This is a genomic window from Pseudomonas persica (assembly GCF_900291015.1).
Lineage (GTDB): Bacteria > Pseudomonadota > Gammaproteobacteria > Pseudomonadales > Pseudomonadaceae > Aquipseudomonas.
In genome coordinates this window covers 85,818-101,525 of sequence record NZ_OLKL01000029.1, presented here as the reverse complement: position 1 = coordinate 101,525, position 15,708 = coordinate 85,818, and the positions used below count along the sequence as shown (strand labels likewise).

General features: G+C 50.7%; 10 protein-coding genes. 6 read left to right on the top strand and 4 right to left on the bottom strand.

Features of this window, described 5'->3' with window-relative positions:
* Positions 1-29: 29 nt before the first annotated feature.
* From FQ664_RS14600 to FQ664_RS14590, 3 genes are read right to left on the bottom strand one after another with little or no spacing between them, the layout of a single operon-like run.
* Positions 30-533, bottom strand: a complete 504-nt coding sequence (locus tag FQ664_RS14600) for a hypothetical protein (RefSeq protein ID WP_144172798.1) — start codon at positions 531-533, stop codon at positions 30-32.
* Positions 530-2,818 (bottom strand): hypothetical protein, encoded by a 2,289-nt coding sequence (locus FQ664_RS14595; protein WP_144172797.1) that lies wholly within the window; start codon positions 2,816-2,818, stop codon positions 530-532. The genes FQ664_RS14600 and FQ664_RS14595 overlap by 4 nt, the downstream gene beginning before the upstream one ends.
* A complete protein-coding gene (locus FQ664_RS14590; protein WP_144172795.1) occupies positions 2,811-5,081 on the bottom strand; it encodes a hypothetical protein in 2,271 nt (756 codons plus the stop codon). Before FQ664_RS14590 ends, FQ664_RS14595 begins: the two co-directional genes overlap by 8 nt.
* A 1,231-nt stretch (positions 5,082-6,312) precedes the next feature.
* Between FQ664_RS14590 and FQ664_RS14585 the strand changes: the two genes are divergently transcribed.
* A complete protein-coding gene (locus tag FQ664_RS14585) occupies positions 6,313-6,996 on the top strand; it encodes a hypothetical protein (RefSeq protein ID WP_144172793.1) in 684 nt (227 codons plus the stop codon).
* Positions 6,997-7,176: 180 nt separating this feature from the next.
* On the opposite strand, the gene FQ664_RS14580 is transcribed toward FQ664_RS14585, so the two are convergent.
* Complete coding sequence (locus tag FQ664_RS14580) at positions 7,177-7,539, bottom strand: histone-like nucleoid-structuring protein, MvaT/MvaU family (RefSeq protein ID WP_144172792.1); 363 nt, start codon at positions 7,537-7,539, stop codon at positions 7,177-7,179.
* Positions 7,540-8,382: 843 nt separating this feature from the next.
* Here FQ664_RS14580 and FQ664_RS14570 point away from each other — a divergent pair.
* The 5 genes from FQ664_RS14570 (at position 8,383) to FQ664_RS14550 (ending at position 15,275) form a co-directional block, all read left to right on the top strand.
* Positions 8,383-10,692 carry an AAA family ATPase gene (locus FQ664_RS14570; RefSeq protein WP_144172790.1) on the top strand — a complete coding sequence of 770 codons (2,310 nt, stop codon included), beginning with the start codon at positions 8,383-8,385 and terminating at the stop codon, positions 10,690-10,692.
* Positions 10,689-12,560 (top strand): UvrD-helicase domain-containing protein, encoded by a 1,872-nt coding sequence (locus tag FQ664_RS14565; RefSeq protein ID WP_144172789.1) that lies wholly within the window; start codon positions 10,689-10,691, stop codon positions 12,558-12,560. The genes FQ664_RS14570 and FQ664_RS14565 overlap by 4 nt, the downstream gene beginning before the upstream one ends.
* Before the next feature lie 84 nt (positions 12,561-12,644).
* Positions 12,645-13,514 (top strand): hypothetical protein, encoded by an 870-nt coding sequence (locus tag FQ664_RS14560; protein ID WP_144172788.1) that lies wholly within the window; start codon positions 12,645-12,647, stop codon positions 13,512-13,514.
* A gap of 217 nt (positions 13,515-13,731) precedes the next feature.
* Positions 13,732-14,106, top strand: coding sequence for a hypothetical protein (locus FQ664_RS14555; protein WP_144172787.1), 375 nt, complete (start codon positions 13,732-13,734; stop codon positions 14,104-14,106).
* 242 nt (positions 14,107-14,348) lie between these two features.
* Complete coding sequence (locus tag FQ664_RS14550) at positions 14,349-15,275, top strand: hypothetical protein (RefSeq protein ID WP_144172786.1); 927 nt, start codon at positions 14,349-14,351, stop codon at positions 15,273-15,275.
* The last annotated feature ends 433 nt before the right edge of the window (positions 15,276-15,708 follow it).

Below are 15,708 nucleotides of genomic sequence, written 5' to 3'. Positions count from 1 at the left end.
GAGGTCGATGTAACTGAAAGCCAGACACTTCAACGCCCTCGCGTGATGAGCATCAAATTGATGCGAGAGATTTCTTTTTTGTAATACCCACTCCTGTCCGGCAAATCTAGCTCAGCGAGACGCTGAGCAAGATCCTTCAATTCCTTCACAATCATTACGAGACGCATCAAATCAATATCCTGTGCAGCACGCTGTTTCCTCAGAAGAGCTATAGCCTCACTTTGGGAGCGCCGCGAACTAGGTTTTCTCCTGCACGCTTTATTCTGTTGGATGGCCCTTAACGCTGCTTTTCTGATTGAGTCGATGCCTTGAAAAGTCTCACCCAGTCCAATTGCATGCTTCTTGAAAGTGTTCAGACTAAATGCTTTGATTCCCCGCTCGTCATCTGCATAAGAGGCCAACGCAACTTGACTTCCAAGCGCTGTCACCAACGCCATGTTTTCTCTGTACAACGCGGGATTGTTAATGACATCATGCATTAGCGCCAACAGCTTTACCATAGAAGCCCTTCCCGCCTCGATCTTATTGCTCATGGGTAGCGTACTTTAACGGAAAGCTTCATCTCAAAAGTACTGCCGTCTTCTGTGGTCAGCATGGCGAAATCTGGCTTTAAATCAATACGATGGCTTTGGACAAGCTTTGCCACATCGGCGTAAATTTGACCGTAGCTGAAATCAGCAAAGTCAAAATCAGCAACGATGTCGCCACGGTCAGCGGCCTCCTTAAGTCCATGATAAATTTCTGAATATGATTTAGCCCCAATGTCGCGACAACCTAAACACTCGCACAGCATATATTTAACTTCATCCAAATGTTCTATTGTGGATTCGTTTTTGAGAATGGCGTCGGTAATACACTCAACCTTAACACCTTCGAGCATCGAGCCAGGTGTGATTTCTAGGATATAATTGTAGAGATGTTCAAGGTCGCTATGCCCTAAAAAGGCGCGCAATGCGTCCAAACCTTTGAATCCAGCTGATGCAAAAAATGCCATTGCAAAAAACCTGCGCATTTGATGCTGCCGGACATAGAAGCGAGCCTGCGTCCCATTCTCCAGTGTCACCACCGGCGTTTGAGTATAATCGCAGACAGCACTTAAGCAGTTGTTGAAAATCCGGGCATCCATAGGCCTAAAAGACAGATTATCAGGACGAATATAAATAAATAGAGGAGTATCGAAGGAAATCAGCCCCGCCTTGTAACAGTTTGCGTGAAATCTCTTCAAGTCCCATATCAATTTCGCCACCATTGTCGGCACCGTAACGCGCATCAGCTCTTTACCATGCCTATTTCCAGTTTTACCCCCATCAAATAATAACTCATACTGAATACTTTTATTTTCACTAAAATAGGGATCTTTATTTGGCAGCAGACAAGTATTAGCACGCAAATTTAATAGTTCGATTTGACGCCTAGCCGTTAGCAAGCCTATGATTGATATATAAGCCCCCATCAGAACAGCATAAGAATCATAGAGACAATAATCAGCCCTAAACAACTCAAAATAATCTGACTGACGCTGAGTATATGGAATCATCCAAGCGGAAAATATGCTAGGTTGAGTCATAACTTTACTGTTCATATCTTCGAATGGAGCACCCATTATATTGAATGCCCTTTTGGTCTTGCCGCCCTGATTAGCGACGGAATTGAAAGTTACCGAAGACATAACTCTGAAAGCATTTTCCCTTATATATTCATAAGACGCACGAACTAAATTAAACACCACTTCCCCTGATAGTGACCGAAACCTACCCTTAGGTTTTTCACCTACTTTGGAAAGTATTGTCTTAACCGTAATTTTGGCGAGCGCCTGACTATCAAAGCGTGCGGCCTTGAAGTAATTATTCAGAATGGGAAGCTTTTTAAGCGCACGCAAAATACGCCCCAATGTTTTACTAGATACCGTCGGAGTTACTTCATTTCGAATAGGGACAGATGGGTACTCTGTCTTCCAAACCACCCCACCATTCAACTCATCAAAAGTTCTAACAGCAAGCCTCACACCTCCTAGCGTATTCCGATAAAGCGACCGAATGAAGTGCGCCGAATTATACCTCAATACGCCAAACTGCTTAATGTAGTAGCCGTTTCGGTACATCCAGACCCTCGCCCTGATTAGGTCATCTTTGCTCATATCCAATGTCTGATCGGCAATATCAATGAGCTCGAAACACTCGTGCCATTTTTCTTGTGTATCAATCGCGTCCTCGATTGTGATCTTTGACGACAATCGCTTCAACTCGATAGCCAGCCTTGTGGGGTAAACGTAAAGATGAGTTGATATGGGGTTGCTCGTATTAAGAAGGAGGTATTCAATAAGGTCGCTTTCGGTAATGAGAGAAAGCCCGCACTGCGTTATATTGAAGCGTTCTCCCCCCATCAATAGCCAATCGACGAAGTGAAGACCATGCCTGAATATCTGCGCCTCTGCGTCTGCCCCTCTTCTTGAGCCACCGTTGTAGCGTGGATGGATCTGAAGCACCAAGAACACCTTGATAATCTTTAAAAGTGTTGTGTTGACGCTATCAGTTAGCATGCTCCCGTCATAGAGTTGGATGCAGAAATCAACCACAATCTTGATTCCTTTTTTTTCGGTACCAAACCAACACACCCAAAGTGGTGATTCAATATTGCTCCCCTCAATAAGCCAATCTGGCGTATCTATATCTGCCTCTCCGCCAGCACCAATGCTAACCAGCTCTCGAAGCCTCATCCTTTGCTCGTAATACCTCATGTCCTTTAGCTTTGAAAGTTCTTCGGCAAGGATAGGATTCTCAACCTTAGCTTCAATGTTCTTCGCGCGTCGATTAGGCATATGAAAGCCCCTCTTCATCATCTTCGATCATGAGACGAAGTTTCGCAGCCAAAGGAATGGAGTAGCCGGACTTCCGAAAAATCGAAGCGACTTCCTCAGAGACAACCTCAATCTCGCCCCGCTCATACAGCGCTACAGCATGCGTTAAGTATTCGCCGTTCAAAGCCCAATTCAAGTACTTCTCACTGATTGTATGCCCCTTGGACTGCCACTCTCTAAAGATTGGTGCCATAGTGATCAAAAGTGTGCAGAGCATTGGGCAGACAGGAATGATTCCCTTAACCACAGCGCCTCCATCATTTCGCTCATTGGCTGGCAACCAGTTTTTTAGATTCAACTGCGGCGGAAGAGGGGAAAGCCTGTGATGCTTAATGAACGTTTCGAGTTCTCCAAGGGTGTCGATGTTCATGACCTCCAGCAGATATTCAGACTCCTTAAAACACTCAAAAATAATTCCGAGCTGGAAAGTACGTATCCATCGACTCAGATAAAACTGCCGAATCGGTTTCGGCAGGTATTTATCGAGCAGCTTAGGAATGTAGGTTTTCTGCCCAAGAGCCTCAGCCATCGCATGGACGCTCGATGTCTTGAAATAAACTATAACCGCTGACGAGGTGCGCATGGTTTTGGGGGTAAGGTTTTCTAACACCTGGCCCGTATCCTCGCCAAAAACAGCCTCTATCTTTTTTGCCATCAAAGAGTCTTTGTTCTGCTGCACACTCATCCCCGACCACTTTGTTTTCTTTGAAGGCAAAGAGGTTCCGGTGGCACTGGTCAACAGCAAATACTTAGCATCAATCTTATTATTCTTCTGGAGGTAGGCTCGTGCCTCAGCTGTCAGCTCTTTAATTTCATCAATTAACTCTTGCGCCTTGGACGTAAGGTGTACACCTTGAAGTGCCGAAGCGGGCCCTCGACGTCGCTTTAAGCTCTTGGTGCGATTGCTTTCCTCGTAATCATCAGTATCTTGGTTGTGCTTGTCCTTGACTTGGTAGTTTAATAACCATGACTTGGTAATTGCCGGCACTTCATTGATTAATAAATACAAGAACGGCAGAAGTGTTGTGCTATCCATCAACCCAAGGCAAGACGAAAGCTCTCGCTTCAGGCAACCAAACACCCGCTCAAACTCTTTATCGTCTATATCCGGATATGGGTTACTTTCCCAAAGCTTGGATCTTGACATATATAGCTGTTGATTCGAAGTCGCCTGTCTATACGCTTCTGCATCTTCGGCAAGATGTGCAGCCTTCTTGCGCCTTCTGTAGGCACTGATGATGTCTTGCCTTGCCTCTTCACAGGCTTTTACAACCCCGTTGATATCCCCATTGATCTGTTCGTAGAGCTTACTTGCAGCATCCTGGTTTGAAACAGTATCGGGAATTGGCGTTATTAATTTAATCAGCTTTTTGCGCCCACGGTGGGTGTTGACACCACGAGTGGCCGGGCTTGTGTACCGTTCAATCGCAAACGGATACTCAGGCTCGGGTAGTATCCCCTGCCTAACGTAGAAACTCATCACAAAATGGATTAGCGCAGCCCATTCCCTATAAAAAGCCTCCAAGTCATAGCCATTTTTAAGTCTCTCTGCAAGCTCGCTATTATATGCAGCCTCCATGAACAAACTAAGCTCATGAGAATTTTGCAACAACTCCAACTCTTCAACATTCAGGAAGGTTTCACTGACAATCCTAGCAAAATTGTCAGAATGACGAATCTTATCTTTCATTGTCTCTGTTGTGTGCTTTTGAAGATACGTCTTAAGCTTGCTAAACACGTAGGATGTATAGCTTTCACCGTACTTAACATAATACGGTATTAGATTGACAAACTGCTCTCTGTCGCTTCGCCATCTCGCCCACCACCCCTCATAAAAACTCAGACGCGCTGCATCTTTATATCCATTAGAATATAAAGCCCTGCATTGATGTTCATAGCGCTTCCCACAACTCGACTTGAATCCAGATACATTTAACCCTATTTCATCCGCCGACTTTCTTACGCACGTCAAGATACGCCATGCAAATGTATAAGTGGCGTTGGTCTCAGAAAGCAGAAAACCCCAGAACCGGGCAATAATCTCAGGACAACTCAGATCATGTTGCCTTAGGTGACAAGCTCCCATAAACACGTCAAATACACATAGCGCTTGCCTGGCCATGTTTTTGTCAGTGGTGCTTTTATGCATACCCATGCATCGAGCGATCATATTATCGGTGACATAAACTCTCGGATAGTATGAAAGTACGAGTGTTCTGAGCATGGTAAAAACTCCAATGAGAGTAATTTAATTGCTAGCACACCCCAATAATTAATGCAACCAATAACTCTTGATTATTCACACTTAAATCAATCAAGCTTATATAACTTCAACAACGCTTATTTTCGGAAAATTGACTGCTTATTCAACCCCAATTTGGGGCTCTGACCTCAGCCTAGCTTTCCACCCTTCCCCCCCCTTCAGAAAGCTACCCCAAATTGGGGTAGCTGCCATTCGCCAAACACACAAACGGGTACGGCCAAGGCCCTCAGGGTAGGAACTTACGATTAAGCCATATATTGATAGTTAAAATACCTTCCGTCCGAAGAAGCCATCTAGTCAATACGCTACGATTGACTAATATGAATTCAACGCTAACCTCACCGTGCTGACCCAATGACTTACCTGCAACACTCGAGGAGAATATCGTGCCAACTCATACTGAGAGACGCAAAATTGCCTTGGCGTTCGTTTCTAAACTCATGCTCGCGAGTAAACCTGCATTGTCATTGGAAAAAAGAAGGACGTGGACAGGGCACACATCGCACATTGTCGGCGGTAAATATCTGACAGTAGGCTTTCGGCAGGAACGACCGCGACCTGACGCTGAATGATGCTAGCTTTCAGCATAGGGCAGGCGGCTAAAGAAACCATCGGGAGTAGCTAATAAATGCAAGCATGTCACTCGAGCCCCTCTCAGTATCTAGAAACATGATAGCTGTTCACCCGGCCTCATCAAACCTCTCACCACCCGTAATCCCAGTGGTGGTCGTTCATGATCCGGTCATGCTTCTGTCTGCCGTTGATGTTTTGCGCCTTCATGAACCCAAGAGCCCCAGCCAGTGAGTGCCAACGTGTAGGTGGTGCTGTTGAGGCGATGATTTCCAGACGGTAGAGGTCGCAGCCAGTAAATCCTTCTACGAAATAGCCTTAGTATGTGTTTTGTCACCAAGGGCAGATCCTTGCTTGATCCCTCTCTCCACGCGTTGTGGTCACTTCAGAAGACAATATCTGGTCTTGAAGGACTTGGAATGGGAGCGGCGTTCTTGAGGCATAGGCGTCCGCTTAAAAAAGCTAAAGATGATATCCACTTAAGGTGGACACCGTGTCCTCAAGCGACGGTGTCAGGAAATAGCGTTGACCGAACGGTTACGTAGCAGAGAACTGCGGAGCCAGTGCATCATGACATTCCACTCCAGGCATGCCTTTCACAGCGGCAAGATGGGACATCTCGATGAGCAACCACTATCTGAGTGACGCTTTTTCTATGCTAAGTGAACTGGGAGTATACAGAACGTCCGCGGGCACGTGGGCATTCACCGATATGGAGACAGCAAGTTCATGCTACATCCACCACTCTCGCACCCCGGTTGCCATGACTGCCTATGCAGCTATTGACCCCCACTTTGCGGCAGGCCGCATCCCTAACTACGCACTTGTGGATTTAGTCGATAAAACGCCATGCATGGATGGGGTTGAATCCACTGCTCTGGCCATCATCTGTGATGCTGAGCCTCCTGTTTATCCTTCGGCAGCGCTGCGAGGCGAAGTTTTTGGGAACACCGCGTGGAAGATCGTCGATGACTACCAGCTGGAAAGCTGCTTCATCCAAGTCACGCCCTATGGCTCTCAGGGTCGTCACTTCATTATGCGGCCACAGGGCTACGACTATCAGCAATCTGAGCCTATCCCAGCCATATTGAAGGCCATGCGCAGGGCTTACAGATCCATGGAGCCCGTTCAACAGATTATGGTTCTGACCCTAATGCACCTTTACCATTCGGGGCCGGACAAGTTTTTCCTGATTGGCGGGTGCCCGACCAAAATTCCTGCAGCGACTGCGCTTCAAATCCTTCGCAGAGACGGTCAGGCATTGACGACATGGGCACACCTTTTGAGCCATTACGCGGGCTGGTGATCACCCCGCACACAGCCCACGATCTGAAAGACGATGCATAGAGCCGCACTAAATGGGTACCACAACGTCCCTACCCGCTTCGGTAAGCTCATCATGACGCCCGTCTAACAGGGTTCCGCACGTGGTTTTCCTCTCTTATAAAAAACGGCCCACCGGGCCGTTTTTAGTAGTAAGCAATACTCAAGATACCCAGGATTCCACTTCATCTGCCCCGTACTGGGCTTTCCACTCTTTCAGCAATTTGTGATTGCCGCCTTTGGTCTCGATGATTTCCCCGTTATGCGGATTTTTGTACTGCTTCACTTGGCGTGCACGACGCGGCGATTTCTCTGCAACAGCCGGGGCGCTGCGACGGCCAGCTTGCGGATCCAAAATGTTGATGATATCTCGCAAGCTGAAGCCGTACTTGTTCAGCAAATCACGAAGCTTTTCTTCAAATTCAATTTCTTTCTTCAGCTCGGTGCTGCCCTTCATCGCCTCAAGCTCAGCGAGCTGCGCGGCCAGGGTTTGCTCAAGCTTTCTGAATTCTGCCAAACGAGACATTTCTAATCCTCCGGTGTTTGAAAAGTGCCTACAGGCTAACCCAAATGCACAACCGGGCCTAATTAATTTGATGCTGCTACTCGGAGTTCACCACAACAGCACTAGGAGGCTCAGCAGCAACATAAGGAAGCTATATCCATCCTTTTCGCTTCATGCCCCTTACCGAGCGAAGCGCTGCGCGTCCAAGGAGGTTACCGCCGAAAAGCCAGCACCCTTTTTAAAGCTCATATTGTGAACAAAGTTTTTCATCGCATCTGATCGGTCGATGGCTTCGAGGTTAAGACCTTCGACAGTAGCACGGCAGAATGCAACGCTGAGGATGGCAGCACGGTAACGTGATTCAAATCAGCGATCCAACCGGTGCCCATGTACATCGCCCTTCAACAGCTACGCCATACGCTGGCGGAGGTCGATCAGAAGGACTTGGGCTCTCGACGGCCCTATCAAAATCCCTACTGTTTTGGGCCCAATCCCTCGATACCAAGAAGCCATCGATCAAAATTACGCCGACCTCAGGAAGTTTCTGAAACTGTCCTTCAAGCCCCCCCCCTACCCGACCAACCTTCCATCGTCCGAAGTCGTCAACGTCAGTCATTCGCTTGAGGTAGCGAAACTCAGGAACCTCGTCCGCCTGACTCCTATCATTCAAAAGCATGCTCACGGAAGGCGCGTCACGCGCTGGGCTTATAGCTTCCGACCGGAAACAAATCAATTCAAGACACAAGCCCTGGCTATGATGGCCAATTTCAATCACCGATCTTGGAGTCAAGCCGGCGCTCGGCTAGAGTCCCAATACCTATCAGCTAGGCAGCCCGCCCACTGAGCCGTCGCAGGGAAGAGACCATGCAGATCCAGTACTTGGAGATAGCGAACTTTCGCAAGCTCCTATCCGTCCGAATCGACCTTGCAAGCACCACCACCCTTCTGGTCGGCGCCAACAACAGCGGCAAGTCCTCCGCGATGCTAGCGCTGCGCAAGTTTCTGCTTTCGAAAGCAAGCGCGTTCCGCCTCCAGGATCTGACGCTTTGCCACCTCTCGACGATCGACGCTATTGGCGCCGAATGGGAAGCGGCGGATGAGGGGTTTGAAGTCCCCGGCGCGAATGATTGGGCGCGCTGGTTACCCACCCTGGATCTCTGGGTGGAGGCCTCCCAAGGCGAGTTGCACCATATAAGAGATCTCATTCCCAATTTTGCCTGGAAAGGCGGCCATGTCGGGATGCGCTTTCGGCTCGAACCCAAGGACATGGGCAAGCTATTTACCGATTACCGGAAAGAGCGGGCACGCGTAAAACTGCTACAGCAGGAGATCCTGAAAAACTCGGCCGAAGGCAAGGAGCCACCCGCGCTTCCGTTATGGCCCCAAAGCTTGCACGACTACTTGAATCGGCGCCTCGGGACGATGTTCACCATTTGCTGGTACCGCCTCGATCCCAATCAGCTCCACGCACCTGATCCCAAGACGCGCCACGCCGATCTACAAGCGCTCACTGACAAGGCCAGGCCGCTTGAGAGTAACCCGTTGACCGACCTTATCCGCGTGCACGAAATCAACGCCCAGCGAGGCTTTGGGGACAGCGCCGAAGAATCAGTCACCGAAGGCAGAGGTGGTTCAGGGAAAAAGCTGACAGAACAATTGCGGGCTTACTACAAGCGACACTTGGATCCGGGTGACAGCCCGGACATTTCTGATTTAGAGGCTCTCACTGCCATCCAGGCCGCTCAGTCTGCATTCGACTCCCGACTCACCTCCAGCTTCGCGCCTGCGCTTGAGGAGGTCGCAGGTTTGGGATACCCCAACAACTCTGACCCTGCTATCAGAGTTGAGACACGTCTGTCTCCTACTGACGGCATGAACCATGAAGCGGCAGTACTGTTCGAGTTGGATTCAGCGGCAGGCGCGCCCGGTGCCCCTCCCATGCGTTTGCCCGAGACCTCGAACGGTCTGGGCTACCAGAACCTGATCTCGATGATCTTCCAGCTGATGGCCTTCCGGGACGAATGGTTGGGGAAATACAAGAACACCGATGAGCAGTCCGACGCGGGCGTCGAGCCGATTCACCTGGTGCTAATCGAAGAGCCTGAAGCTCACCTTCATGTTCAAGTGCAGCAAGCCTTCATCAAGCATGCGTATCACGTCCTTTGCAACGACCCGTTGCTCAAGAGATATCCGAAGCTCAAAACTCAGCTGGTGGTCAGCTCCCATTCGAGCCACATTGCCCATGAAACCGAGTATGCAAACCTCCGCTACTTCCGCAGGTTACCCGCGGGAATGGCCGGCATCCCTATCCCTGTGTCGACCGTTTCCAACCTGAGCACTGTGTTCGGCCAGAAGAACCCACATAAGCAAACGAAGGAGTTCGTGACCCGGTATCTTAGGGCCCAGCATGCCGATCTGTTCTTCGCTGACGCGGTCATCCTGGTAGAAGGCGCAGCCGAGCGGATGATGCTCCCGCACTTCTTGCGCAACCACTTCCCTTTCCTCGACCGATGCTACATCACCACCCTGGATATCGGAGGCAGTCACGCGCACCGTCTCCGCCCGCTGGTAGATGCGCTCGGTATCGTCACATTGGTGATCACGGATCTGGATGCCGGCTACAAGAAGTCAGCCGTGCCTGTTAGGCGAAACGCGGAGCAGGTTACCAATAACCCAACACTGCGCAATTGGGTGACAGCCCGACAGATCGGACACGATGTCGACACCTTGCTGGATCTAGGTGAGGAGCAGAAAACCCAGGAAATTGACGAGCTGTTCGCTATCCGAATCTCGTATCAGACCCCTGTCAACGTTCGACTTACCAGCATGGCAGGTGACACCGAAGCGCTGCCCAACACCTTCGAGGACAGCTTGGTGCTGACTAACGTCAACCATTTTGCGACTAAGCAAGGACGCGGTTTGACCAAGCTTTTTGCCAACGCACTGCGCGACTCCAGCACTGCGAACGATCTGGGCCAAGCGTTGTTCGATGCACTCCGGGATGGGGACAAAGCTGAGTTTGCCTTGCAGGTATTGGGTGATCCTTACTTCGCCAAAGTGAAGGTTCCGGAGTACATCCGTGAGGGGCTTGTTTGGCTGGAGGGCAAGCTCAGGAAGAAGAGTAAGGAGCTCCTCATTATTCCAACGGCCAGCATCGAGGTGAGCGAAAAATGAGTGCCGAGACGGATATCGCCGATGATGCGAAGCCAACTGCCGATGACGTCATCCAGGAGTGTTTGAATCTGGAGAAGCCTCGCAGCTTCTTTCTGTATGCCGGCGCAGGCTCAGGCAAAACTCACTCCCTCGTCGAAGCAGTAAAATCGCTGAAAAATCGTGAGCGCCAGCGCCTGACGTTTGAAAGCCGTCAGATCGCGATCATTACCTACACCAACGCAGCATGTGAGGAAATCGCGCGTCGCCTTGAGCATGATCCCTTGGTCGAAGTTTCAACGATCCATGCATTCTCGTGGAGGATGATCAAGGGCTTTAACGACGACATTCGCGAATGGTTGCGCATCAAGCTCAATGCTGACATCGCTGAACTGGATGACAAACTCCGGCGGGCGCAGGGAGAGAACAAGACGTCTCGTGCAAACCAGGCGAGCCGAGACAGCAAGACGCGTCGGCTGGCGAGCCTGAACGACATCCCCGACTTTACCTACAGTCCGACAGGAGACAACCGCAGCAGGCAATCGCTGAACCACAGCGAGGTCATCCAGATGGCCGCAGCATTCATTCCGCAGCCGCCGTTGCTCAACGTGATGGCCGATCGGCATCCGGTGCTTCTGATTGATGAAAGCCAGGACACCTACGGCCCGCTCATGGATGCCTTTCTACAAGCTCAAGCAGCAATCCCAGATCGGTTTTGCGTTGGGCTTCTCGGTGACACCATGCAGCGCATCTACAACGACGGGAAGGTTGGATTGGATGCTGCAATCCCAGCTGACTGGGCTAAACCCGTGAAGTGCATCAACCGTCGATGCCCTACGCGGGTCGTTAATCTGATTAACGTGATCCGTGCAAGCGTTGATGGCCATCAGCAAACACCCAAGCCTGGCGCTATACAGGGCACAGTGCGAATGTTCTGCACGCAGCAAGAGCCGGGTCAAGATTTTAACTTTGAGGAGCGTGTGGCCAGGCAAATGGCCGAAATCACAGGTGATGCACAGTGGGCAGCCGGTTCGAAAGGCCGAAAAACGCTAATCCTGGAACATAAGATGGCCGGTCGCCGCATGGGGTTTGAGGGCGTGTTCACACCACTGTATGAGGTCGAGCATTTAAATACGGGCCTGCTGGACGGAACTCTACCCCTTCTCAAGCTCTTCTTCGAGCGGGTCGCCCCCATTGTCGAAGCTTCACGGGTTGATGATTTCACGCTCATGGAGGCAGTTCGACTGCGCTCACCCTTGCTCGATCCTCGCTATTTCGAATCGGTTGCCAACCAATTGGGAGTATTAGAATCCGTGGGCGAAGCAACCCAGTCGCTCTGCGAGCTGCTCACGGACAACGATCCAACTATCGAGGAGGTCGCTCATCTTCTTCGGCGGACTGGCCTTCTCGACTTGCCAGAGCGCTTCGCAGAAGCTTTGGTTCAAGGCGCCACTACAGAACCAGCACCAGAAACGTCCGATCGAGAAGCTCTAGAGATCCATGCTTACCGGGTTGTACTAGGACGACCCTATTCGGAGATGGCTGCGTTCGCCGGTTACGCAAATGGGCTGTCACCGTTTGACACGCACCAGGGTGTTAAGGGATTGGAGTTTCCGCGGGTCATGGTAGTCCTGAATGACGAAGAAGCCGGTGGCTTCCTATTCAGCTACGAAAAACTACTGGGGGTTAAGCCCGCATCCCCAACCGACGTGAAAAATCAACGCGCCGGCAAGGACAATTCCCTCTCGCGCACACGCCGGCTTCTATACGTAACCTGCAGCCGCGCCGAAGAGAGCCTGGCCGTTGTGGTCTACACCGTCCAGCCTGAGGTAGCCAAAGCGAGAGTGATCGAAGCGGGCTGGTTAGAGGCTGAAGAGATCATTGTGCTTTGAGATTTGCCGCCGGATCGACATCGGTTGCGAACCTTCCTCCAATCAAAGCCAAGCCAGCAATTTGAAACAAGGATAAATGTAAACATGGCAGACATGATGCGGTACCTCACGAAGCAGAAGCTGGAGTGGCTCATCGCCGATGCAGGCTTGTATGTGAGTGCCGCAGAACATCCAATGGATGAATATGAAGGCGTCTCTGATCAAACCTACCTGTCCACATACCAGGCTCAAAACGTAAAGGACGTAGATCCTCAACTCCTTACCGATCTAGACAAGCTCATGCTCGATATGCAAGACGTAGGACGCAAGAAGAACTTTCTGAGCTGCTGGTACCTCGGCACAGAAGAAAATCATGAAATGTGGGATGAATACGGGACTGAGGGCGTGATCCTCTTCACCGAGGAATGGAGGCTGATGGATGCATTTGCCGAACCGTTGGAACACGCGTTGGAAGGTTATCCTGTCACGTATGATGATGCACTCAAAGCAGGCGCTCCTCATGATCCACTGCGGGTGAAGCATGAAAAGTATCACAAAGAAAAGGAGTTTCGGGTCGTCTTCAGCCTCTCTAGGTATTCGATACTCACTGGCTTCGAAAGCATGGGAGGACGCGATGGCGATCGCTTGACTCATGAAAGTCCGATTATCACCGTCTGCATGTCCCCCGAAGGGCACACCCAAGCTCGCAAGGTGATCCGAGGGAAGAACCTAGGCCTTGTGCTGGATTTCAATTTTGGGCGCGCCATCCGCGAAGTCAGAGTGCACCCGTCAGCCACCGACGAAGAGCTACGCGATGTTGAAAAACGCCTTTTGAGCATAGGGTTCACTTGCCCAGTGAATCACTCGCAACTTCGTCGGGACAATTATTCAGAGGCTGCAACACTCCCAAACAAGGGGCTCGGAGCACCCGATAGCATTCCCGCTCAAGCGCAAGACAAGCGTCCAACAGCATGAAAACGTTGCCCGCCAATGACCAGCTCGAGTATATCGGCTACTCAATCGCGATGTTAAGAACAGCCGTTGATAACTCACGCGCGGCCTGCTCGGCTTTGCGCAGCAAAGGTCATCAGGGATGAGCTGGCGGTCTTTCGCCAAAGCTTGGCTCGCTGGGCATTCACTTACAGTATCGCCAACACTAGGTATAAGCGCCGTTACAACCAGAGGAGTAACCATGGAGATCGTTCTGCTCGCCCACATCCGCCTCAATCGAATCGGCTCTGCGGGCACTGGGTGGTATGCGAAAACGCGGCATCAAATGTTTTCTGCTGAAGTCGCCAATAGCGATCAGTCGACCCTGCGTAACCTCGTGATCGAGATTGCTGAAACTAATGGTGAAGCCATCGGAGCCCTGGAGAACCTGCGATTCGAGCCAGGCTATTCAGACTCGATGATATTCGACATTCAAAGCCCCAGCATCTCATACAGCACTCCTTATGCTGAATGTAAAGTCATCGCCGCACTGAAGGCTAAAGGACAGTATTTCCAGCTTGAAGCGGTTGATCAGCAAGGGGTCAAACCCTTTATCTCTACGCGTCAAGCGACCTGATAGGTGAGTGCCATGAAGCTCACGATGCTGCAGAGGGCCAATCAGGAAAATGTGTAGGTTAATCAGATCGTGGCCTCAGCCCTCTCCAGCGCCTCAGGAGAAGGAAATTTAGTCTCAGGCCACTAGCCCGCCATCTCCGCCTAGGCTAGTTCCTTTCCCGCACGGTGCGGCTCATCCCGCATATCCGGCACCCACCTAAGACGATCCATGCAATCATCACGCTCTGCGAAGGAGCGAATTGAATGACGAAAACTGAGTTTTTGATAGATCCGGACACCCAGGCGTTCATGATTTGGTTTGAGTCGGCCGTGGTGGGCACCCGTCCTACCGATTTTCCGCACGCCGGTGGAGTTGATCGGCTGCTCAGCGACTCGTTCGAACGTTATCGGTGGCCGATCAGAAGGATTGACCTGGTGACACCTACGGGTAAAGAAAGCATTTCTGCTCGCTCAAGCTTCCACGACAATGCGATTTTGCTCGGGAAACTCTCAATGGGTATCCAGGACTGCCTGAATGAAAAGCCCATCAATCATGACGAACTGGCGAGTTGGGCCAGAGCCATCATGGAATGGGGCGGTGTTTTCAAGCGTCCCGGCAATGGCACCTGGTTGGATAATATGAGCAATAAATTGCATGGCTATTTTGAGCGTGCGCTTCCCGCGCTCATCTCGGACGATGAACAAGCTCTGAAGGGAGTGCACGATCTACGCTCAAATGCCGGCACCACCAAGATCCACTCAATGGTTCTACCGAACTTCGTGATCTATGACAGCCGCGTAGCTGCCGCACTTGCATGGCTCGTTCAGTCTTGGGCAACATCGCATAACCGTGCGGTACCCCAGCATTTGCGTTTCGGTTGCATGCCCGCCAATACGCAGAAAAAGCCACGTACCCCCAGAACGCCTGACGCAGTTGTGTTCAAATATTTCTCTCCTGCAAAACACGTCAGCACTCACCGAAAGCACGCCATGTGGAATCGCAGAGCAAACTGGATCATAGAACAGATGGCTAAGGCCCCGACTGTTAATGCAACAGGGGCCAGGTTACCTAGGACATGGTCGGGTCGGGAAATCGAGGCGGCGCTTTTTATGATGGGTGAAGACCTCACTCACGCCATTTCACTCCACAGTCAAAAGACGCGCTCCTCTGCTAAGTCGATCCCATGCTAGACTTCAGATCGCCGTCAATTCGGCTATTCATGGCATGACACTTCGCCATTGAATATTTCAAGTCAGGGAGGCTGCTCAGCACGATGAACTTACTCGACCTAGCGGCCTAATGGCCCATATGACAATAAAGTCATCATTGGCCGTTGTGCTTGGTGCCATCCGGAGTGAACGCAAAATCACGCGGCGTCAGTTCCCCGACACCACGAGTCGGACTTATCTTTCGAAAGGTGAGGACGGGCGAGGCAGTATTACCTTGTACAAGCCCAACCAAACGAGCGAACACCTGGAACTACGCCCAGCGAAATACTCGCATCGACATGGAGCGGCGACTGAGAAAAAACCTCCGACCAGATCAATAAAGAAGCTTAATGGCAAGCTCCAGCAGACCGTTTAAAAACTTACAACCCACCTACAAAACACCGACATAACAGTT